The organism is Hahella sp. HN01 (genome assembly GCF_018986435.1).
Taxonomy (GTDB): Bacteria; Pseudomonadota; Gammaproteobacteria; order Pseudomonadales; family Oleiphilaceae; genus Hahella.
Genome location: NZ_JAHMIN010000021.1, coordinates 93476 through 115957 on the forward strand (window position 1 = coordinate 93476; position 22482 = coordinate 115957).

The following is a 22482-nucleotide window of genomic DNA, read 5'->3' on the forward strand; positions in this document are numbered from 1 at the left end:
CCTTCAAACATAATCAGGGTTTTGAGCCATTAGCTGGCATATTTCAGATTGGGCATATCGTGTTTGAACCCCATGTCTACTTGACTTGAATTTTGATCGGGGTGCCAACAAGCTCAGCAAAAATAAGAATAGGGCGCGCAGACCAAAGCGCCATCGCGCCACTCCTCCGTTCGGCCTGAGCTTGTCGAAGGGCTTCCCAGAGCGCTAACCCAAACCCACTAACCACTCTCAGCCGTGAAAATGATCCCCCTCTGCCCATGGACTTGTCGCCAAATTGCGCGTTTGGTGATTCCTCGGCCTGCTGGATGCTGAAGCGGCGACATTCACATGTTCGTCGCCACCCGCACCTTACCGGAAAACTGGCAAGTGGAAGCCTCTGGGCACTTTCGTGCCTTAGCTAGCCTTGAGCCTCATTCGTGCTGATGAAGCTCACGCCTGTCAACTCATGGTTTTCAACCAACTGCTTAAGCTCTTCAGTGCAATAAAGGCTTGAGCAGTTGTCATACTTGGTTTTGAATACCAATTTGTCCCTCACGTCCTCCGAATTGAAGGCTACCGTGAAAGGTTCCGAGGGCTCCTCTCCTAACTTATGGGGTTTGCTGTTAATCTCGTCGATTCGTCCTTCGGTTAAACAGTTAAATAAATAATAAGTCGAGCCACCGATTTTCAACGGAAGGAGTTCACCACACCTTTCAAGCTTCTTTCCTAAAGCCTCAAACGCTCTTGGAGAAAGGACTATTGAAGCGCCAACCCATTTGGATAAATCAGGTATCTCCCCATCAGGATAATCTTCAACTGGTTCAAAGGCAGTTTCTAAAGGTTTCCACCAGCCAGACATTTTCAGGTTCGAATCTGAGAAGAGATAAAGCTCGTGGCGGGATATGTCCGCTGGCGCGTGCTGCTTTAAATCAAATTGTGTTAGCAGAATCTGTTGAAATTCATATCCGTCGTCGTCGATGAAAAAAGTGTTCATGAACCAACTCATTAAAAAGTTGGGGAGTTTAGGTTCCCGTTGAAAAGGGTGTCAATGGCCATGCGGTATACTTTTACGTCAGCTATTTGATAGCTAACAGTATGTTTTATATGTACTTAATTACGGTGATGTAGAAGATGGTTGATGCAAGGAGGCACACATCTGGGAGTGGGTTTCATGTATTTTCAAAGTACATTCTCCCTGGGAAATTATTCCAGCAGCACGTCCTAAAACGCGATCAAGGTCTTACCGTACGGGCTTTTTCGCTTAAATAGCCGTCTTCGGGGTTGTCGTCAGCAGCCCTCTAAACAGCACAAATATGGAGAGGCTAATGGCGATATTTGGCAGGTTTATTTACTGGTTGATCCTAATGTTGGGTATGGCGTCGGGCTGGGCTGTGATGGCTGCGGATTATGTGGGGGTGCGGCATCTCAATGTGGCGTCGGAGCAGCGCGCTGGCGATCTTGATGTGACGGTATGGTATCCGGCGACTGAGGGCGGTGAGCCGGTGTTACTGGGTGACAGTATTTTTTTCTCTGGTGTTCCCGCCGCGCTTAACGCACCTATGGCTACCGGAAAATTTCCGCTTATCCTGCTTTCCCATGGCGCAGGACTGGGCGGAAGTGCGCAGGCTATGAGTTGGATGGCGACGTCTTTGGCGCAGCGGGGATTTATCGTCGTCGCGCCGACTCATCCCGGTAACACAGGGCCGAATAGATCGGCTGCAGAAACGATGAAGCTCTGGTTGCGGCCCGTTGATCTGACTGACGCCCTTGAAGGGATGCAGACGGATGCGTTTTTCCGCGAACACTCGCGCTTCGACAGGGTGGGCGCTCTCGGGCTCTCCATGGGCGGCGGCGCGGCCTTGCTGATGGCGGGCGCACGCCTCGACCCTGAACTACTTGCGTCATACTGTGATACCGACCAGCGTAATGTGTCTCTATGTGAGTGGGTAAGGCAAAGCGGCGTGGATCTCCATAAAATTGACCTTCAGCCAGCAGGCCGTGACTATCGTGATCAACGCATTCGCTTCGCAATGGCTATCGACCCCGTGCCCATAGACGTTATTGCAGGCGACTCTTTCAAAGACATAACGACCCCCGTCGCACTGGTGAATCTGGGACCACCAGGAAAAATCCCGCAAACAGCGTTGGCTTCTGACATAGCCAAGGCCATCCCTGACGCCACCTACACACTGATCAGCGACGCCAGTCACTACAGCCTGTTTGGCGAATGCAAACCTCATGCGGCGGACATCGCCGAAGAAGAACAGATTGGAGAACCCATATGCACTGACGGTGGCGGGCGCTCACGGCCTGCGATTCATGAGGAGCTGGTTCAGTTGGTTTCGAGTGCGTTTGAACGGGCGCTGCATGGGGTGCAATAGCGGGGAGCTTCCTTGAATTGGCAAGCGTGGTTGGTAATAGAGACATAGCCTCGATCCCGAGTGGAGTAAAAGGCATACTTAATCGCACCCTGGAAGGGAATACTGTTAAAGGACGCATGTAGCGGTGGTTGAAACGATGCTAGGCGACGATGAAAGAAGATTAGTTAACGATATTAGACGGACTGTCATCCTCCATGATTATATTTCTCATTGGGGGCAGCCCATCTCTCGTACATTGTGTTCGAATAAAAACAGTCAAGTTGACGTTGAAGTCTATGAGTTTTCTTCGAAAGAAGACGGCGTATACCGTTTAGCGACAATAGGGATTTCCGGTCAGGTGCTTGAAGGCGGGGGCTTGGCCAACTGGGAGTTTCTGCTATCTCTCCCAGCAGAATGGGAAAAAGAGGAAACCACAGAGGTAGTCAACTATCTGCTTGATATTATGGCGTATTCGTTGCGCCCTGATGTTGAAGTTAAGGTAGGAAACACAATTCCTGAAACGTCCTTGGCGCCAGCTTCATGGACAACGAAGGCTGTTTTATTTGATGAGCCCCGTGGTGAACCAGAGGAGATGTCCAGCTTTAAAGTTGGAGATCAGGTTGTTGACTTAATTTGGCTGGTTCCGATCACAGAAAAAGAGCGCCAGCTTATAAAAAATAGCGGCATAGAAGAATTCGACAAATGGGAAGCTCATTCCGACAACTCATTAATCGATGTAAAAAGAATGAGCATAGTTTAGCCTGCTCAGTACAGGTCTACTGTTGTGTGCAAGGTCTCGTCCTCGAAGTCTCTAAACTGAAAAAACGTATATATGCGGTTTTCAAATGTCACGCACATCTGGATGCTTCTGGTGATGCGGCTGCAATTGCAAATATAGAAATTTAAGTAGTAGGGAGAGCCAGATGTTGGTGCTTTTGTGTGGAAAAATGGGCGCCGGTAAAACGACTAAATCCAAAGAACTGGCAAAAGAGAGGGGGGCGGTTCTGCTCTCGGAAGATATATGGCTTGAATCTCTATATCCCGCCCAAATTCGTAGTGTTGAAGACTATGTAAAGTATTCAAATATGATAAAGCCGTTGATTAAATCGCTTGTGCAAGATGTGCTCAGTACGGGCTCGGATGTCGTGATGGATTTTCCTGCCAATACAATCGGGCAAAGAGATTGGCTAAAAAGCATATTCACCGAAATTGGCGCTGATCACGAGCTAATATACATAAAAGCGCCTAACGAAATTTGTCTGAATCAAATAGCTAGAAGGCGCATCGAGCAACCGGAACGAGCTGCAACGGATACTCAGGAAATGTTTGTGCAAATAACCAAATATTTTGTCGAACCCTCTCCCGATGAGGGCTTTAACGTCACAGTTATTGAGCATAACTATTAGCGGCAACGGACCCACCCTCTTATGGCTCGCAGCACTCACTCGGCCACAAATGGGCTCCACTCCATCCACCGTTCGCCCTGAGCCTGTCGAAGGGCCTCCCAGAGCGCTAATCCAAAACCACGAACCAGCCCCTGCGGTGAAAACGATCCCGACTTCAACTTCCGTGTCCACCCCAAACCCGGGCTTTTACAACATGCTACGGATATTGCTCAAGAAGAGGTCGCGGAGCATATTTGCTTAGACGCTGGTGGACGGCGATAGTTGATCTATAGGCCTGCTCACTCTTGCAGGCCCTATAATCAACTTTGCTTCAATCTATCTGGCAATGAAAGCGGCTATAAAGGGTATTTCCCTGGTAGGAACCTTTTAATGACGGTGATCTGGAGAGAAACAACAGCGCCAAACCCAATTAACGACATTGCTGATAGATGAAGTTTAAGGTAAGGATCAAAATCGACGGCCTTGGAGATTTGATAAAAGCATATGAGAATGCAAATGAATAGTATGTCGCTCGCATGTTTTCGTACAAACTCGAACTTACCGAATAGTCGCCAAATTTCAAAGTACAATTGCATAATAAGTACGCCGACGACAGTGAATATTGCAGCCTGCGTTAAGCACAAAAGGGGTGGGATTCTCCATAGGCATAGAAGGATAGCCGCAATAATCGAAATAAGGAGCACGGCAAGCACTTCATTAATAGCCTGAATGGGGCGCAATGATTGGTAGAATTGCTTTTCACTGATATCAAGATTTGAGTTAGTGAAAACCTCTCCCACTTGACCGAGAGTTGGCGACTTCCCTGGTTTTTGACGTTCAAGCTCATTGATGGCTGCGTCAATCATCCTCAAGTAGCTTCTGTCGATCAATTTACGTTCAGCGATATCGGCGGCAAACTCCCGCGCTGGTGTCGATTTATCGATACCAAACACTCGAAAGGGAAGGAGTGTATTCAGTACGTGGTCATACCAAGAGCGATAGTGTTGCTTTAACCTGTCTTTTCTCGTTAATGGAGCTTGCTTAGGAGGGGAGAGCTGCTTCTTATTGGTAAACAGAAACCACTCAAACTTGTCCAAATGGTGTTTGTAGTTGGAGAATTTCAAAAACGCATGGAGCTCCTTTGCGGTGAGGTCTTCTTTAGCCCCTTCGCGTCGCTTGGCGTAAGCTTGTATGATCTCGATAACTTCAGATAGAAGCGCCTGAACCTCAATATTGGAAGTCAAGTCGGGATTTTTTTCCAGCATTCCCTCCAGGTCTCTATCTATCGGCCTGGCAAAGTTTGCAAACAGGATAGTCTTTCCGCCGCGCAACGACAGGTAACGCCGAGCTAACGCGCCGTCGCTATCAAAACGCTCCATAAATTCCTGGTCTTTCTCAAGGTGCTCATAGTAGGACTGTAATGAGTCGCCTTTAAAGCCCTTTGGTGTATCAGGTTTTGCTGATTGTCCGGGCGCTGCTTGTTTTTGAATAGAGGGAGGCAATATGACTCTGTTTTCTTTCGTATCGTAGCGCCATAATTTGGCTTCTTCGTATGAAATGCGGTGCTGCGCATCCACATTTGACCGGAGTTCAGGCTTGTCTATCCACGCAAGCTGTTGGCCAGTTTGAAGGTCTCTCAGCTCCAACGCATCCTTGTAACATGCCACAAAGCGCATCCCTTTGGTCGTTTGAACCTTTAATAGTCTAAATGGTCCATCGCTGTAGTAGATTGAGCTGTAACTCATATAGCGTTCGTTGGCCGCATGGAGAAGTTCTTTAACTTCCGTAAAAATGGAGCCGCTGCTTTTAATACGCTCCCAGTAATTGGGGATAGCATCTATCTGTTCGATCAGCCAATCGTTAAGTTGTTGCTGGCTACTGATAAATAGAGGCGGATTTTTCCAAAACAGTTCCTGTACCTTCTGAGATAGACGTTCACTGCAAATTAATTCGCACACCTTATTGTCCCAGACGATAGCGTGGATGGCGTCCTCAATTTTTTTATTATCAATTATGGCGCGGTCATGTGACGCGATATCACTCTGATTAAATTGCTCTAACTTTCTTTCACAGTGCTTTAAAGCCGCGAGCAACTCAGGCTCGTCTATATATTCGATGAACCTGATGAGATGCTTGATATTGAGGGTTGATCCATTGTATGGCGTGTAACAGGTATACGCGCCTTTAAACCCTTCACTAGCCATACCAAAGAGCATGGTCCCATATAGTTGAATCGGTAAGTCTGCAGGGCTAAAAAGATAGTTGTCGGTATAGTCTTCGGCTATGTAAAAGACCGCTTCATAAAAATAGGCGTCTTTTGAAGCTTTAAGCGATTCAAAGGTTGTTTCCAGCACTGGAACGGCGTTGAGTTTCATTTACTTTACATCCCTAATTCGGCGGGCGGATTCTACACAAAACTTATTCCTTGTGTCTGCCCTGATTAAAGGGACGTGTCAGCTTTTTGGATCTGTTTTGGACTTGGGCTTTCTGACTGTGGAAAGCAAACACTTAGATAGGGCGTGCTAACTACACTAGCCAATTACCCATTGAGGAATGGCACGGACTGATCGGTGACGCGACCCTCGCAGATGCCTTCTGGATTGTCTGGTTCACAACGCCTACAAGATCAATCTCAGGGTCGAGTCCATGCGAAAACAGCAGGCAAAGTTGACGGGCGCCGAGACTTCGGAGTAAGAAGAGAAACCCCGCGTCGCTACGCTCCGATGGGTGGCAGCCTAGCTCCGCTCCGGGTGGCAGGCTTCACGTGGAATGGGTGGCAACCTTCAGCGGTTTGCGCACTTGTCCTTTGATGGGGTTTCAGAGCTTGCTAGTAAACACATTTCAAATATAGGCAAATAACTCAAGCCAACTACCGGTGGCGGCTTAGTCGGGCGCTAAATTCTCGAATATCATGAGCATATATAGTCTGAAAGATGTTATTAATTGTAGAAGTTCAGATCTGACCTGACAGACACCTCCTAAGAAAACGGTTACTGTCAGATCAGATCTGAACTTCTACAGTTTAATGTCTATCAAATCAGATGATCGAATCGACCCTTTTTAAAAGCGGATTCGACGTAATATATGGTTTTCTCATATATTCCCATTTGTATGTCATCGAACCCTTTTTCATGCTCCTCATTGAAGAGCGGGTGCTCATCATCATAGTACGGGAACATAAGCCTAGCTTTCTTCTTTTCAATAACCGCCAAATCAATTAGCGCCTCAGCTTCCTCGTCGCTAAGAAATATTGGTGGCTTAGTATCAAGGCCAGGAAATGCGTCTTTTAAAGCAACATAACCTTCCTCGTGCACAATTCGAGCAATATCTTCTATAAGCTCAATTGGCATCAATACTTCACGTTTAATCATGCATTTTCCACCTTTAATAGTGCGCCAGGATACCCCTCTATTATCCTCCCGCTTCTATCGATTTTAACATCGCAGGCCACCATTAAATCCGCTAGCTCGGTAAGTAACGCTGTGAGCTCTAGAACGGACATTGGCTTAGAAACGTTTAGCAGAGGGTGGTCTTTGTCCTTAATATTGAACACCAAATTCTTAGGAATTTTACTTCCCTTTGGAAGCAACCAGACATGCCCCTCTAACGACTTTCTGGCCAGCGTATCAACGCTATCAGCAAAAGAGAGCCCCTTGATTGGGTTTGGGTACACCATCTCTAGCCCTGAATCTGGGTCAATACGCACGTCCAAATCTTTCCTTCTTGGACCATCTGCGCGAACCAATTTTGGAGACTTTGAGTTGCCGCCACCTCTAAATATTCCATGCAGGTTATTATATATTTTCCAAATCTCATCAGGCCCAATGGTCGTGAATTGACCTTTCTTTAGTCGGGTTGACATATTAGAGCAGTCCTCCTTTTCTTGTGCTGTACATTATTAGCCCGTTAGTGTGGTGGGCTTGCTTCTTTACCAAGCGGAGTTTTTTCTCCACCGGTTTATACTCTTCTAGTTCAACTGGGAAGAGTTCTGAATCGGACTTTAAAAAAATGAATCTGGAGATCCAGAAAGCACTTGAGGCTCGTCTTCCATTGGTGGGTAGGATCTCTGCGCTAATTTTTGGGTATTTTGATTTCGTCGACATGTGGGATAGGCTTTTATAAGTCGACATAGTCTAAAGTCCATATTAGGGGCTGAGGTAAGAGAATGTTACTACAGGTCGGGAGATTCTAACCATTTTGGTAATGGTTAAAAACCGTGAGTTTTATCTAATCCAAAGGGCCCGTTTAGAGGTGGTGCGAGGGCAATCATTAGGAAGACTAACATGGACCGGTGATAAGCTCTGGCTCGACTTTCTGGATGAAACCTATCAATGAAGTCGTCTGAAACTATTACCTTAATTACCTGTTTGGGTTCTCTTACAATGAGAGAGGAGACTATTGCTATAGGAAATTGTCATGAGTAATGAACTTCCGAAACCTGGAACGAAAGAATTCGACGAATGGGTGCGCCAAGAGACTCAATCCGTTGTTGATGATATGTTCAAACACGGTCCTGCTGATTTCGATGAAAGCGGTGTTATATTCGGCGGAGAAAAGCCTTTAAATTCCAGTGATGCTGAAGCGTTTCCTGACGAAATCGAAGAGTATCGTCCCGAGGAGAGAAAGCCTCGCTTGGTTCACAATAGTGATAAGAGCAGAAAGCTTAATTACCCTCACACTACTCGATAAATTAATAGCCTTATAGGTTGTTGTTTGTGCAAATAACCAAATATTTTGTCGAGCCTTCTCCTGAAGAGGGCTTTAACGTCACAGTAATTGAGCCTCAGCACGAATAAATCGCTAACACACCTGCAGCAAGCTTGGAGCCTGAAAAGCAAAAGGCGCGCGAGCCAAGACTCAAACGCGCCACTCCATCCACCGTTCGCCCTGAGCCTGTCGAAGGGCTTCCCAGAGCGCTAATCCAAAACCACTAACCAGCCCCTGCGGTGAAAACGATCCTGCCCTCACTGACGCTGACTTCAACTTCCGTGTCCACCCCAAACCCGGCTTGCTCCAGCCAATAACCCTTAATCAACATCCAGGGAACGGGTTTGAAACCGCCATAATCATAACGGCTGGAGGAGAGGTGATAATCGTAATAACCCTTGCGGACCTTGAGACGGCGCTGGTGGGGAAGGGCAGATTTTCCTTTAGCCGAGCGACGCTCTGGCTTATCATGCGGCTTAGCCATGATTGACTCCTACGTAGTCTTTTGTGGTTAGCTGCCTCTGGGTGTTGCGAGCACTCAGGGGTAGCGCTTCAATTTAGATATTTAAATCGAGATATTTAGTTATATTTTCCTTGGGAAACGGTCGGTTTCTAACGTGGGAAATACCCTCCTATCATTAACTGGAATGCTGGTTAAATCAACAGTTTTTGTGATGTATATGCCTAATCATTAATATTGATATTAAGCATTTTTACCAAGACCCGGTGAGCCACCTTGCACCAACTTAACCTTCTTACGGTTATATCCAGATATCTTATGAGTGGCTTCAATTTTCTGTTTTCTTTTCTGGATATAGTTTTTCGGGGGATTAGAGAGCTTTGGCTTCTTTGAAGCCATGCTACGGCCTCGGGAACGACGTTTTTTACGTGGCTTATCATGATGGCAAACATTTTCCGCAGGTCGAAGCTTTATATTTTGATCCATCAGGATAACGGGTTTAGAAGAGCCTAACCGATAGGCTTCACCTTCCGACAGGTTAATGTTATGTCTCATTTTGAAATGACGTGCGATGGCGAAAGAGTCCCTGGTGACATTTTCTCCACAATGGCTGCACTTTAACCAATGTTTCTTATGCATCGGCATAGCTTGGCTCCTCTCAATAGTGATGATTTCTTTTGAGTAGCCGCCCAAGTGTTTATTATTATGAAGGTATTTTCAGCTAGGCCCTGACGCCAAACCCCAGGCCGCGCATAAGCCATTTTGTCGTATTAATATCTAATGAATCGGCTCTGCCTCTGAACCCGCGCATATCGCCAAAGGGTCTGAATTTCGCCACGTTATACACTTCGTCGTATGTGGTCGAAATGTGATCTGACTTCTTCGGGGCTATTGTTGTAAATCCATAAGAGCGTTTTGTATGTAGGAACCCTGGACATTGCTTTTCCTCCTATAAAATATGCGAGCGATTCAGTTTCCTTGGTCTATCCCAACCGATCCCAAGCCTCCAACACCAACCGCCGGGTGCGGTATTCGCCAAACGCTTTCATCTCATTCTTTTTCAGTACCCGAAATGTTTCGGAGGGGTAGTCTTCGCCCATGACGTCTGCCGGGTCGAGGATGTAGCGTAGTTCGTCGCGGGTTAGGCCGTAGAGTTTGGCGTAGTAGGCGTCCAGTTCGCTTTTGAGGAGGTGGCGGCGTTCTGGGTCGAATTTGAAAGGAGGGCCGTTGTAACCGAGGTCTTCAGCGAACGGCTTTAGGTCGTATGCTGTATAAACGAGTTCTAATACACGGGGCCTTATGTAGCCGATATCATCTCTATCATATCGATCTGGCGGCAGAGTCACGATCTGCTTTTTCATATTGTATTTGAGATGAGTGCCGCCAATTTTTTGCCTGGCTATGAAATCATGGGGTAGAGAGGTTTGATCAGCCAGTAGACAAGCAATCTTCTGTTTATCATCAACTTCTGGATACATCAGCAAAAATGTATCTCCCACGGCACTCAACGGAATCACTCCGGCAATCACAGTGCGCTCATTCGTAGCATTTGTAATATCTCGCCAACCCAGCAGGTATTTTGGCCGGCGGGCTTCCAGCAGTGGCCAGATGTATGCAAACGGGTCTTGTGAGCGGTTCAGATTGGCGACGAGGTGGTCAACTTCCTGATCGTTCAATATAGACTCATTCGCTAACTGGCGGGCGGCATTTATTGATGGCTCAAACGTGTCGGAAACCAAATCTTCATCACCACTGGACACTGTGCTTTGTAGAATATCTCTAACAAATATTCTGTCTGTTCCTTCTGGATGGGTTTCCATGTATGAGCCCGCAGCCCATAGTCTGAGAGTGTGATCCAGCTTTTCTGTGTCTTGCTTTTTAATCGCATCCAGGACGGCTTTTGGCGCTCGGGTTGTGCGGAGTGTGACTTCATTTTCCGCTACCCAGTAACGGGGCAGGTTGTGGTAGTTGGGGTTTTGTTTTTCCGCGAGGGCGCAGTCGCGACTTGTCTCGCCGTCTATCTCATAGGTTGCCCAGCGGTGGTCGTAGTGGTGGACCATTTTGGCTTCGTAGAGGGGGAGAAGAGGAGCGTCGCCGTTTTCATTTCTGTGCATACAGTCAATGAATAAACCGCTATCAGCCGACATATGGAACATGGCCTGGAACTTTATTCCCCAAGGGTTTATCTCTGGAGAATTAGCCCTCGCTTCCTTAATCAGGATCGGTGCATTTGAATAAATCTTCTTAGTTAGCTCCGCGTCTTTATTGGAGCGAAATACCGGGCAAGTATTTGTGTTTGGGTTTATTAAAGCGAAATCCTTGCTATCCAATGAGAAGCTTCGGTTTCCGTCGGCAAGCTGTGTGGTTTGAGTGAGATAGAAAGCCAGCGTAGCTTGCGGAATATCCTTTCCAATAGTAAGTAGACAGAACTTCATACGAGAGTCTACGTCAGCAAATATTTTTTCCCGATTTTCAAAGTCAAAAACGCTAAACAAACGGTGGTCTTTATTCAGCCATGAGAAAAAGTGCTTGGTTGAATCATCGGTTACTATTCCCGTTGGACAAATAAATCCAACTCGACCACCTGACCTGATTGATTTTGCATTGTGTTCTGCAAAGGCCGCATAGAGGTTAACATCACCGCGGCCGGTTAATGGGTATCTTCCAGACAGACGAATAAAGGCGCTGGAGCCCTCCGCATCCCGTTTGGCTACCTGAAATTCCTGATACAACCGTTGATCAGCTGGGGAGGCGCTCTCTGATAATGCATTAATTAAACGAGCGCGCGCAGCGGTATTGGGTGCGTTGGCGATATCCTCATTTCTCGCCGCAAAGAATTCTTTCTCCTGAAGTTTGATGCGCTCCCAAGGTACATTTCCCAGCATCACGTCAAAACCACATTCGCCATCCTCTTTGCTCTCAAAGATGTGAGGAAACTTTAGAGGCCAATGGAAAAACTTATGCTGTTTCGCCAGTTTGCGTATTGATTGCACGGTTTCGTCAGAAACGCTTTCACCGTGGGCAAGTAAATGCAGGATGTCATTGGTAGGAACGGTGTTTTTGGTTTGCCTTGTTTTGGGGGCGAAGAAGGCGGCAGTGAAGGCATCCTCCTTCAGTCGCTCTTGGCAATACTCCTGTCTCTCTTTGAACGCGTCATAAGCCCGTTGTTTAGCCGATACTTCTTCCAGTGTTCTCTCATGCAGTCCTTCGATTTCATGAAAAGCCTGAACAATAGTTCTGAGCGATAGCGCAATTTTCTTTCCTGTTTTTTTATTCGCTTTGCGCAAGTCCGAACAGATACCTTTGTCATCGCCAGTCAGCGCTTTGAAAGCGTCGTCAGGTATCCCATTTACTATCAGTGTGGGATCATGAATACCTACCAGTGAATTGCCGCACTTGATGTGAGTATCAAGGAAACTTAAGGGTTTGCCAGGCTCCACCGATTCCAACCATAGGGCGATTTTGCAAAGTTCGATCGCCATATTGTTAATATCCACACCATAGATACATTTTTGCACAACTTCGCGCATGGCTTGGCGATAGGTCAGGTTTGAATCCAAACGAACCAACTCGGAGGCTAAACGTTGAGCAGCCGAAATGAGACAGTGGCCGGAGCCGCATGCAGGGTCGCACACTGTGATCTTGAGGATTGCCGTTTTTGGATTTTCTGGACTTTCTTTTAAACGGTTTTCAATGACAGGATTAAGAGCGGACTTGATCAGTTCTTGCACCAGACTGTCTGGTGTGTAGTAGGTTCCCAATGACTTACGTGTGTTAGGGTCGTTAATAAAACCATACCGCCAGGCGCCATTCACCTTAATCTGCGGTGTCAGCTCTAACAGAGATTCATAAACAGAACCAAATTCGGTGGTATTAATATCCCGGTAATTAACCGGCCGTAACACGTCGTTTTGTACAAAAAAGCAAAGATTGAATAACGCTTCGTGCAGGTATTTGTTTTCAAGCTCGCACTGGTCCAAGTCAGGACACTGATCGAGCGCGAAAATACCGCCCAGCGCAGGCTGCGCCAGCAGAGGTTGCCCCACGGCAAAGCCTTTGAAAGTGACCAACAGTTGCCGCCATGCATCGCCGTATGAGTCCCGGCATGAGCGCAGGCGCGCTTGTTTCCTGAAATGGCTCACGCTGTACCATTTTTGATACAGCTCCCGGGCGCCTCGGTAGTCCTGTTGTTGATAAAACTGCGGCAACAGGGCGATGTCTCTGTCTTCCGCAACCAGCAGAAACAGAAACCGATACGCCAGGCGTTGAATCTGATTATGGAAGCCTTTTTCGTCCAGTTCCCCGTTGGTGAATAGATCACGTAAACGTTGATTTTTGGGATGGGATAGAAAGCCCGTTCCCAGAGACTCCATGGCATGCTCCACGCCATAGCGAAGAGACTCTTTCGCCCTTTCACCTTCTTCTTTGCCTTTCTCGCGCCACTTCTCCAACCAGCAACGCTCCACGGAAAGAACGGAGACATTTTTTGATGTCAGTGGTCTGGTGCGAGACTGGTGCAGCAAAAGCCAGACGATAGTGAACTCTGCATAGTCTTCTTCTTCGAATATGCGGGCAAAGTCGACTTCGATATATGCAGGGCGGGTGATCGCTGGATTATCGCGCAGTAAGCGAAGATAGAGCCCATTGGCCACGATCGCCCACAGGCATTGCTCTTCTGCATTCAGGTACTCCTGCGCCAAGGCAGTCGGGGAACGCTTCTTATCGCCTTTTTTGTCTTTTTGGCCAAACTCCGCATCGGATTTATCCAGGTCCTGGTCCGCACCGCATAACACAAAGGGAAGGGTGTGCTCGTTAGCGAAATGAGTGATGGGGAAATAACGTTCTCCAATGGTTATCGGGTCGGTTGGCTCCGGGCGATAGCAGAAGACGTGCTGCAGCAGGGGAAGCAACCATTCTTCAAGGGCTAACCTTTTCTGGCTTTCGTGATCAGCGTAATCCTGACGCTGGGCCAGTTCCCGATAGTTCTGCCACAAGGATTGTGCAATACGCCAATAGCGCCCCAGTTCTTCATTGAACTTCAGGCCTTTGGGAATGCCGTATTCCGCCTCGGATCGCCCTGGCAGTGCGTTGCGTCCGGTCTCTCGCAAGCGGGTTAAAAGCTCCGTACTCAATAACCCGCCAATGACATGTGTTGATTCAAAGGGCTGCTCGATCTGCCTTTTTAACGCCATGTTCATCCCTCCTACTGCGATTGACCGAAGTCGACTTCAGATAACTTGAGGTGAGGGCCTGTATCCGGGGGCTTAGAAATATTTTTGGTCCGGCTTCAGCACGTACACGCCCAACACATCCACAGGAAATTGTGGTTTTACTTCATAGCTGCCTTTGGCTTGCGCCGCCTCGCGGGTGCGGCGATGATCCGCTAATAACTGTTTGGCCCGCGCTTCCGCCAGGCTTCTAAACATTGGCTGCTTTTCTTCCAATTGGTTGAGTTCCTCAGCCAATTCGCGCTCTTTAGCCTCTTTACACATATTCTTGCTCACGGCCGCCTGCATCAGTTTTAAGGCCTGATCTTTCGGCATGACTGAGGCTTGGTTATCAGCATTGATGGCGATGGCCAGCGCTTCCTCCGCCAGCAGGTCGCACTCATGCAAGGTTCTTTTGAGAATCAACCGTGATCGGATGCGTAGCAAATAGATGACTGTGCGCGTTTCTACGTCCTTCGTGTACAGAGCGCCAGCTCTTGCGATCAGGTCTGTGTCTTCGCCGCTCATCGCCAGTTCCGCAAGGTAGTCCGCCAAGTGTGAGACCAGAGGGTGGGTGCGATGTATAAACTCCGCTTTGAGGGCGCAGGGATAGTAGAAATCGATGTGCTTTAGAGTGAGTAAGCCGGCCGCATCCAGGCGGTCACGAAGGCCGGGGTGCTTTTCGCCGAAATGGGTTAATGGGGCTTGATAGCCGCCATGCTTCAGACTTCTCAACGGTGCGCCCAGGCGCTCGCAGGCGTTTAAAACAAAACGCTTTACGTCTTCCTCTGTTCCCAGCACGGCAAATGCCTTTTCCCATTCCGGCAGGACGTCTTCCGGTTTTAACCGGTTTTGCGCAAACAAGGTGCGGTGTCGTCTGGCTTTTTCGCGAGCCGATTCCCATTTGGCGTCTAACGCCTGGAGGTCAGCGTCCTGGGCAAACAGGTCGTCCATGCCTTTACTGCCGATATAGTTGCCGCTGCGCAGGAGTACGGCTTTCATCAGGGCTTGTTCTGCGCGGTCGCCTTCTTCGGGCATGGGAACGGTAACGCCAAGGGCTTTGCGAATACTTTCCGCTTTTCTGAGGATGACCTGCAGGACAGCCCCGTCCACAGGATTTTCCTCGCCGTAATACATGAGCGCCTTAACGGTTTTAGCCTTTTGGCCGAAGCGATCAACCCGGCCTTCACGCTGTTCATGACGGGTCGGGTTCCAGCTCAAGTCATAATGGATAACGGCATTGAACTGCTCTTGCAGGTTCACGCCCTCTGATAAGCAATCTGTTGCGACCAGTAATGGCGCTTTGTCGCTGTCCTTAAGTTGCTCAATGCGTTCAAGTCGCTCTGTCGGCGTTAAATCGCCAGTGACATGAATGACCTCCCGTTGGGGAAAAGCGGAGTTCAGTTCGTCCGCCAGGTATTCCGCTGTGGCGATATAACGGCAGAAGATGACGGGGTTATAACCCTCATCCAACACGGGTTTGATAATCTGTTTTAAGGTTTGCAGTTTAGGGTCGTTGCCGCTTTTCAGATGTTTGGCGCGCTCAATTAAACGCTTCAGTATTTCAACATCTTCTTCCTGGGCTGCGCCGGGCTCTACATCGTCCAACGTCAGGTTGTCATCAGACCCGTCCAGCACGCTAATGGCGCCTTGCTCGTTCAAGGCGTCAATATGGCATCGTTGGTCTTCCTCGTCAGGCGACTTGCCTTCGGGGGAGAGAGTGTTGTCGAGACGCGTATTGAGCGCGCGTATCGCCGCTTGAGGCGATGAAGAGATACAGCGGAGGAGCGCCAGCGCCGCCCACCAGTTCATTCGAGCCTTGAATGTTCCTTCCGACTCTCTACTGACCAGCTCGCGCGCGTATTCAAGCACATCATGGAAAATGGCGTTCCATTCTCCCGTCAGTTTGTAAGTCGCTTCACCGGTCAGTCTGTCAGGGAACAGGTTGCCTTCTTTCCACTCACCAATATCCTGCCGGCGCCGTTGTACAAAATGGTTGGCCAGCGCCTGGCGAAGAGGATGCGCCGCATTGTCTATGGTTTTCAGATCGACGAACTCAGGCTTCAACAATGAGAGCAGGTTATAAAACGCTTCTTCGTCGCCACTGTGCGGCGTCGCTGTCAGCAACACCATGTGTCTGGTTTCCTTCGCTGCGAGGTCTTTTAATAGTCCATAACGTAAATGAGGACCCATACCAGTTCTGGCGCAGGTATGAGCTTCATCCACAATGACGAACTCGGGGCAATGAAGCAGGAAGGCGTCGCGGCGGGTTTTATTCTTGATGTAATCCAGGGACACAATCGTAAAAGGATGCTCTGTAAATATTGAACGGTCCTGTAGTAGACCTCTCTCCAGGCGTGCCGCGGTGGTAGAGCGCACGATAGTGGCGTCCAGATGGAAACGTTCTTTCAGCTCTTCATGCCATTGCTCGCACAAATGGGGCGGACATAGCACGGTAAAACGGTTTATTTCCGCACGGTCCAGCATTTCACGGACAATCAGGCTCGCCTCGATGGTTTTGCCAACACCTACATCATCCGCGATTAACAGACGAATGGTTTCCAGTTTTAGCGCCATCATAAGAGGAACTAACTGATAAGCGCGGGGCTCTATTGCGATGGAGCCAAAGCTGCGGAATGGCCCTGCGCCAGCCCGTAACTTCAGCATTAACGCATCGCGCAACAGCAGGCCTGCGGCTTGTGTGCCAGAGTGCGCCACCTGTGGAGGCGGAAAGGAGGCGGAGTGTATGGGCTCCAACTCTGGAAGCAGCGCCGTGATGGCGTCATCACCGCCTCCGAGAGGGCGTAAATGGAGTAACCTTGCGTCGCTCTGCGGCAGTACTATCCACTCTCTGCCTCTCGCCGTGACGACAGATCCGGGACTGAAAGTTTGCTCGTTCATTTCGTCGCCGCCCCAAAAATATCTGGGTACTGAGCGAGGATAGATGGCCAGCGCTCACGTTCTTTAGGGAAGCGGATCACGGTTAATCCATGCGCGCGAAGCCGCCTCGAAAGCTCTTCGTCCAGCTTTTGCCGTTGCGGCATTTCATGGTGAGGACCGTCTATGTAAATGGCGGCGTTGTGATCGCTGTATACAAAGTCCGGTCGGGTTCTGAACTTTTCTATGACAACCTGCGCCTGATCCGGCAACCGGTGGCCGTTTGTCTTGAGATGATCCAGAAAGGCGCTTTCCAACGAGCTGCCGGAAAGCTGTTTTAAATAGTCTTCCTGCTCAGTGTAGGGTTTTGAACCTGCGCCGACTTGTAGTTCAGAGTGGACCAGCTTGAGAAGCGCGTTGACCGCTTCGCTGTTTTTGCGGTCAATCAGCTTGTGATCAATCTGGTTGTAGTAACTGAGCAGGCAGCGATAGCAACCGGCGTCACAGTCGGAATTGATATCTTCAGGCAAGCTGGCCCAGCCGTCGTTTGTCGAGTAATGACAGATTCTCAGTGCGCGCTCTGCAATGCTCGCAAAGGCGTATTTGTTGCTGGTCAGCCGGGTTAGGACGCCTGCGCCGCCTTCTGACGCCTCATAAAACAGTATGGTATTCCTGTCATCCCGGCTGGGGAGCGGTTCAACCACCAGCTCCGCTTCTTCAATCTGGAACTCTTCTTCAATGCCGCGTTTCAAGGCGTATTGCAGTGTGGCCAAGGCATGTTCATCAAGTTTAAGCTCCGCCTCCGGCCTCAGTATCAGAATGTTGCGTCGGTCTTCCACATAGGGCGTGATACGTTCTACATGGTTTTCTCCTTGCGCCAGATCATCGCTGTTTTCCTGGGCGGCTTGTTCGTCGGCGCTCCATTGGCCGGAAACGGCGTCGATGTTGAAACCGTAGATGGATGGATTTTTTCTACGCCGCCATCCCAGGTTCAGCCGCCAAACCGTGGCGGTGGGCGCATACTGGACCGTAAACAGGCGGCTCCCCTGGCTGAGTAGCTCGCCTTGGGTGACGCGCAGGCGACCGTCAGTCTGGTGAAACTGGACGGTGGTCTGCATTTCGTAACCTTGCCTTTGTCGCTCTTCTTCGTCGCAGGTGATGCGGTAGGCTCTCTTGGTGCTGACGTTGTCGATACGGTAAAGATTGGACACACGCTTTCCTCCCTCAATGGGAGCGCCGCAGGCGTTACAAAGTTCATCCTCCAGTTGAGTATGAAAATGTCCATATCCGCAGGCTGGGCAGAGTCTGGCTTCTTCTTTGACTAAACCGGGCTGATCCAGTGATTGCTCTGGACGCACGCCCAAGATGACTTTTTTGACCCGATATTGACTGCCTTCATGATAAATAAGACTTAAAGGTCCGAATTCGGAAATGGCCAGAAAGCGCGGTCTGGCGAGAAAACTATCGCGACCGATGTTGCCGCGTCGGCCTTGAATGTAGGCCAGCAAAGGCAGGCGAGGGAAGTTATAACCAGGCAAGAAGCCCTGACTGGCGAGATAGCGATAGGTGGAGAAGTCCGAGCTTGTGTCGCTATGCGCATCAAGCAATAAATCCATTTGCGTTCGCGCTTCGCCGTAACGTTGGCCAGCCGCTTTTCGCTCTGTCTCACTGGCCGCTGGATTGGTATTGATCAGGTGCGCTTTCTGCATTTGATCCTGAGTTGAGGCGTACAGCTCCCTCCAACGATCCAAGGAATCGCAAAACTCTCTGTAAGCGGCATTCACCTTGCGCTTCATCCACTGGCTGATGGCTTCCTCTAAAGAATGCTCTTCACTAAGCCAGGCGCCTTGTGCGACTGCTATATCGCCAACCAGCATTCTCATAATATCCAAACCCCGTTCTATGGTTCGGCTGCGAACTTTATCGCTGTTCATCTGCATGTCGAACTCATCCAAAACCGGCATGTTCGAGGGCTGATTCATGTCGAGCATCAGATTGACGGTCTTAGGTAATACCTTTTTGGTTTCACTCAGCCAGATGGCATGTAAGTGGCTGGCGATAAGGTCTTCGTTCGCCAGGTCCAGGGTGGGCGGGCTGACATGACCGTGCACCATGCGGGCGGGATCGGAAAAGAAGTACTGATCATGGGGACTTAATGCGGCGCAGTAGGTGATGACCAAGGCAGGCTGCCCGGAACGACCCGCTCTGCCGGAGCGCTGTGCGTAATTGGCTGGCGTCGGAGGGACATTGCGTAAATAGACGGAGTTCAGGGACGCGATATCCACGCCAAGCTCCATAGTAGGGGAGCAAAATAATGTTTTTAAAGTTGCTTCGCGGAACTGTTTTTCCCGCTCCTCCCGTTTATCTATGCTGACCTGGGCGGTATGTTCACGAGCTTCAAGCTCAAAGAATGTCCTGTTTCCAGCAACTAAAAATTCAGCGATGTTTTGATATAGGTTTTTGAAGTACTCGTTTTCTGAGCTGTAAGGGGTCGTCGGATCAGTTGAGGATACGCCTGCGCTGGGCATCCATTGTATAAACTCCCCAACAAGTTGATAGCCTTGTATTCCTCTCTCTTCATTTACTTCTTCGACCAGACCATAACTTTGAAGCACTCCGATTAAGCTTAAGATGAGATCAGGGTAATTGGCGTCATTTATTCTGGGAAGAAGTGAAAGATCGTCGCCCCATATGTTGGACCTTTTTAAGGTTTGGCCCAATGAGGATCGGCTTGAGGCAGTGATAAGATTGTAGCTGTTCCTGCCTTTGGGTTTGCTTGTCAGAATCATGGTGCAACTTGGTTGAAGCTGCTCTTCTTCCGTGAAAGCCCAGGGCTCTATAAGGTGTGCGTAGCTTTGAGACTTGAACTGCTCTTGCTGATAAGCATCCAGGAACCTGCTTTTGATACACAGACCTCGGCGCATTGTATCTAGAACGGCTTTGAGGGCTTTAAATCTGCTTTCTACCGAAACATTCTGCAGCTCAGGAAATTTTAAATTTTCCCACTTGCGTTGGTCCTGACTGAGATCAGCGAGCCCTTCGTATTCGATCTTTAATAATCCCAGTTGCTCCAGGTTAGGATTATTGAAGCGCCAGCCTCTTCTTAAATCAAAATAGAGCCGATAGGAGAGCACATTCCTTAACGCTTCCTCCGCTTTCCTCAAGCCTGGCCCATCAATGGCTGGGTTGGCGAGATACTGTGTCCTTTCCTCAACTCGGTCGAACCCGAGACATTGGAATACTGATTGTGACAAAAGACTGTCCGTGAGGTAGCCGTTTGGCGCGCTTTTAACCGCCGCAAGTAGGCTGGATCGGAGTAACAGTATCTGAATAAAGTCGTTGTAATGGCCTGCTTGCAGTGAAGCATCCTGTCGGTTATCGGTAAAGCCCAGCAGCTTTTTGGCGTCGTCCTTCAACTCTGTATCGCGCTCAAGCAAGTAGCGTAATGCAGAGATAGTTAGCACCGTTGTTGCGGAAGAGCGGCCTTCGCCACTGAGAGAGGTGAGTCGGCTCGCTTCTCGGCTTTTCCCGCGGTGTACAAAGCCGCAGTTAAGACAGAATCTGAAACTACCAGGGATGAACCATCCTCTTTCGCCCTGAATATCGATGGTTCCATCAGGCTTTACAAAGGTTTCGGTTGGTTTGAATTTTTTGTAGCTGCTGCGAAGACGGTAATCGCCGTTTTTTTCCTCTAACCAGTGTTCCGGATAACTGCTTTCGTAATTGCCATCGTCCCATCTACGCTGTGGATCGAGCATGAAATAGCCCCAATCACTGGATTCCTCATCGTTATTCTTGTCATCAATACCCCGGGGCTTTAACGCGCCTTCGCCGCTTTCATTCTCATACCAAACAGGATGGTAATCCTGTCCACATTGGCGGCAGAAATAGAGGGTGTAGAACAATTTTTCCCGATTGCTGCCAGGCAGAAACTGCTGGCCGCTAAGATCCACCACTCTTTTTCCTTCCGGCTCCAATGTGGAATAAGCATGGCTGGGCCCAGAAATAAACTGATGCAGTCTAAATGCAAAAACGGGCTTTCCTGACGGACTCTTGCAGCGATATGCCGCCAGCAAGAACCGACGGAGATAATCCTGACATGATTGCCGGTCTAAACCCGAGTCAGCGGAAAGTCGCTCCGCCGCCCATGCTAGATTCTGGGGTTTGGCGCGAACCCAGCGGTCCTCTTCCCACACCAAACCCAGAGTAGACTCAACCCAGACTGAGATGGGATGTGCGCAGAATGCATGGAAATCAGAAGCAGAAGGAATGGGTTGTTGCAGGGCGCGGGCCAGTGTTTCGGGAGTTGGGTCAATGTCTTGTGTCGTTATACGCTGCAGCGTTTCGGTCACAATATTTTCCGGCTTAACTTGCGCGCCGAACAATTTGCTGGCCACGGTCGCCACGGCTGCGTTCTTCGCCGCCAGCGACCCTTCACTGGCCATAGTGGCGGAGGTGCCTATACATAACACTTCTGGGTTTAGCGCCTCGCGAACGCGACGCACCAACATTGCTACGTCCGCTCCTTGCCGCCCTCGATAGGTATGGAGTTCATCCAGTACGAGGAAGCGTAAACCTTTCGCAGACTGGATTACGAGGCGATCAATCTCGTCCTGCCGCGTCATAAGCAGTTCAAGCATCATGAAATTGGTCAGGATAATATCCGGTGGATTGGCCGACATAGCGTGGCGGGCTTCTTGGGACTCCTGACCGGTATATCTTCCATAGGTCACAGGCTTGTTGTCGCCATAGTGGCCAAGAAACTTTTCCAACTCTTCTAGCTGTGAGTTCACCAAGGCGTTCATGGGATAAATGATGATCGCTTTGATGGAAGGGCGGGAGTTATGTTCTTTCTCTTTCAGTATCGCGTCGACAATCGGCAAGATATAGCTAAGTGACTTCCCAGAGCCTGTCCCCGTCGTTAACACATAACTTTGTCTGCTTTGCGCCAAGCCGATGGCGGCCTGCTGATGCGTATGCAGGCCCGCAGGAATGCCTTGGGGATTTGCATCGCTGCGGTTAAAACGGAAAATATTCGCGCACTCTTTATGCAAAATCCCTTTTGCTGCTAACGCTTCAACATTGTCGCCGGGAACGAATGAAGGATTAATCTGAATCAGCGGCGCAGGCCAATAGTGACCTTTTTCGTATCGTTCAGAGATAAAACTTTGGACATCAGCGGCGCTGATTTTGGCGAAGCTTCGGCTGAAACTTTCGTAGTCGGCGATTACGGCATCGCGATATTCGAATACGTCCATCGTTCAGGCTTCCTGAAGATTGTTAGTGCAGGAATTTCTGTGAAATCAAGCAGTAAACAAATCACATCCTAATGCTCCATATCTTATGGAGGCGCCTGAGTCGTCCTTGGTTGTTGGTTGAAATTTGATCAGGTGAAAAGAAGTATAGACAAGGACTTCAAAAATGCAGGGAAAATTGTTGATGAATTACTTGCGTTTCGAAGAGCCCTTCGACAGGCTCAGGGCGAACGGGGCGAACGGGGCGAACGG

12 protein-coding genes and 2 pseudogenes are annotated in these 22482 nt (G+C 49.2%); 5 read left to right on the forward strand and 9 right to left on the reverse strand.

Annotation, left to right across the window (positions count from 1 at the left end; translation table 11 throughout):
• Positions 1-397 precede the first annotated feature (397 nt).
• Positions 398-973, reverse strand: a complete 576-nt coding sequence (locus KP814_RS19945) for a hypothetical protein (protein ID WP_216738418.1) — start codon at positions 971-973, stop codon at positions 398-400.
• 331 nt (positions 974-1304) lie between these two features.
• Here KP814_RS19945 and KP814_RS19950 point away from each other — a divergent pair, with 331 nt between their 5' ends.
• The 3 genes and pseudogenes from KP814_RS19950 to KP814_RS19960 all read left to right on the forward strand — a co-directional run.
• Positions 1305-2360, forward strand: a complete 1056-nt coding sequence (locus KP814_RS19950) for a dienelactone hydrolase (RefSeq protein WP_253938497.1) — start codon at positions 1305-1307, stop codon at positions 2358-2360.
• 124 nt (positions 2361-2484) lie between these two features.
• Positions 2485-3099, forward strand: coding sequence for a suppressor of fused domain protein (locus KP814_RS19955; RefSeq protein WP_216738419.1), 615 nt, complete (start codon positions 2485-2487; stop codon positions 3097-3099).
• Between the two features lie 157 nt (positions 3100-3256).
• Positions 3257-3745: pseudogene (locus KP814_RS19960) on the forward strand (AAA family ATPase); the annotation flags it as partial.
• A gap of 335 nt (positions 3746-4080) precedes the next feature.
• Here KP814_RS19960 and KP814_RS19965 read toward each other — a convergent pair.
• Complete coding sequence (locus KP814_RS19965) at positions 4081-6099, reverse strand: hypothetical protein (RefSeq protein ID WP_216738421.1); 2019 nt, start codon at positions 6097-6099, stop codon at positions 4081-4083.
• 155 nt (positions 6100-6254) lie between these two features.
• Between KP814_RS19965 and KP814_RS19970 the strand changes: the two are divergent.
• Positions 6255-6418: pseudogene (locus KP814_RS19970) on the forward strand (ATP-binding protein); the annotation flags it as partial.
• 338 nt (positions 6419-6756) lie between these two features.
• Here KP814_RS19970 and KP814_RS19975 read toward each other — a convergent pair.
• On the reverse strand, positions 6757-7095 hold the full coding sequence (locus KP814_RS19975; RefSeq protein ID WP_216738422.1) for a hypothetical protein: 339 nt from the start codon (positions 7093-7095) through the stop codon (positions 6757-6759).
• Positions 7092-7586, reverse strand: a complete 495-nt coding sequence (locus tag KP814_RS19980) for a hypothetical protein (RefSeq protein WP_216738423.1) — start codon at positions 7584-7586, stop codon at positions 7092-7094. The genes KP814_RS19975 and KP814_RS19980 overlap by 4 nt, the downstream gene beginning before the upstream one ends.
• A 554-nt stretch (positions 7587-8140) precedes the next feature.
• On the opposite strand from KP814_RS19980, the gene KP814_RS19985 reads away from it, so the two are divergent.
• Positions 8141-8413, forward strand: coding sequence for a hypothetical protein (locus KP814_RS19985; RefSeq protein ID WP_216738424.1), 273 nt, complete (start codon positions 8141-8143; stop codon positions 8411-8413).
• Positions 8414-8654: 241 nt separating this feature from the next.
• Here KP814_RS19985 and KP814_RS19990 read toward each other — a convergent pair whose 3' ends face one another.
• From KP814_RS19990 to KP814_RS20010, 5 genes are all read right to left on the reverse strand, one after another.
• Entirely contained in the window at positions 8655-8915 is a 261-nt protein-coding gene (locus KP814_RS19990) for a SymE family type I addiction module toxin (RefSeq protein ID WP_127970216.1), read from the reverse strand.
• Positions 8916-9134: 219 nt separating this feature from the next.
• Positions 9135-9536 carry a hypothetical protein gene (locus KP814_RS19995; protein ID WP_216738425.1) on the reverse strand — a complete coding sequence of 134 codons (402 nt, stop codon included), beginning with the start codon at positions 9534-9536 and terminating at the stop codon, positions 9135-9137.
• 338 nt (positions 9537-9874) lie between these two features.
• Positions 9875-14083, reverse strand: a complete 4209-nt coding sequence (locus KP814_RS20000; RefSeq protein ID WP_216738426.1) for an Eco57I restriction-modification methylase domain-containing protein — start codon at positions 14081-14083, stop codon at positions 9875-9877.
• Positions 14084-14155: 72 nt separating this feature from the next.
• Complete coding sequence (locus KP814_RS20005) at positions 14156-16999, reverse strand: helicase-related protein (RefSeq protein ID WP_216738427.1); 2844 nt, start codon at positions 16997-16999, stop codon at positions 14156-14158.
• Positions 16996-22233 carry a DEAD/DEAH box helicase gene (locus KP814_RS20010; protein ID WP_216738428.1) on the reverse strand — a complete coding sequence of 1746 codons (5238 nt, stop codon included), beginning with the start codon at positions 22231-22233 and terminating at the stop codon, positions 16996-16998. The genes KP814_RS20005 and KP814_RS20010 overlap by 4 nt, the downstream gene beginning before the upstream one ends.
• Positions 22234-22482 lie beyond the last annotated feature (249 nt).

Excerpts from the sequence above, each read along its gene's own strand:
- KP814_RS19945 (WP_216738418.1), bottom strand. The coding sequence starts at position 973 with ATGAACACTTTTTTCATCGACGACGACGGATATGAATTTCAACAGATT.
- KP814_RS19950 (WP_253938497.1), top strand. The coding sequence starts at position 1,305 with ATGGCGATATTTGGCAGGTTTATTTACTGGTTGATCCTAATGTTGGGT.
- KP814_RS19965 (WP_216738421.1), bottom strand. The coding sequence starts at position 6,099 with ATGAAACTCAACGCCGTTCCAGTGCTGGAAACAACCTTTGAATCGCTT.
- KP814_RS19975 (WP_216738422.1), bottom strand. The coding sequence starts at position 7,095 with ATGATTAAACGTGAAGTATTGATGCCAATTGAGCTTATAGAAGATATT.
- KP814_RS19980 (WP_216738423.1), bottom strand. The coding sequence starts at position 7,586 with ATGTCAACCCGACTAAAGAAAGGTCAATTCACGACCATTGGGCCTGAT.
- KP814_RS19985 (WP_216738424.1), top strand. The coding sequence starts at position 8,141 with ATGAGTAATGAACTTCCGAAACCTGGAACGAAAGAATTCGACGAATGG.
- KP814_RS19990 (WP_127970216.1), bottom strand. The coding sequence starts at position 8,915 with ATGGCTAAGCCGCATGATAAGCCAGAGCGTCGCTCGGCTAAAGGAAAA.
- KP814_RS19995 (WP_216738425.1), bottom strand. The coding sequence starts at position 9,536 with ATGCCGATGCATAAGAAACATTGGTTAAAGTGCAGCCATTGTGGAGAA.
- KP814_RS20000 (WP_216738426.1), bottom strand. The coding sequence starts at position 14,083 with ATGGCGTTAAAAAGGCAGATCGAGCAGCCCTTTGAATCAACACATGTC.
- KP814_RS20005 (WP_216738427.1), bottom strand. The coding sequence starts at position 16,999 with ATGAACGAGCAAACTTTCAGTCCCGGATCTGTCGTCACGGCGAGAGGC.
- KP814_RS20010 (WP_216738428.1), bottom strand. The coding sequence starts at position 22,233 with ATGGACGTATTCGAATATCGCGATGCCGTAATCGCCGACTACGAAAGT.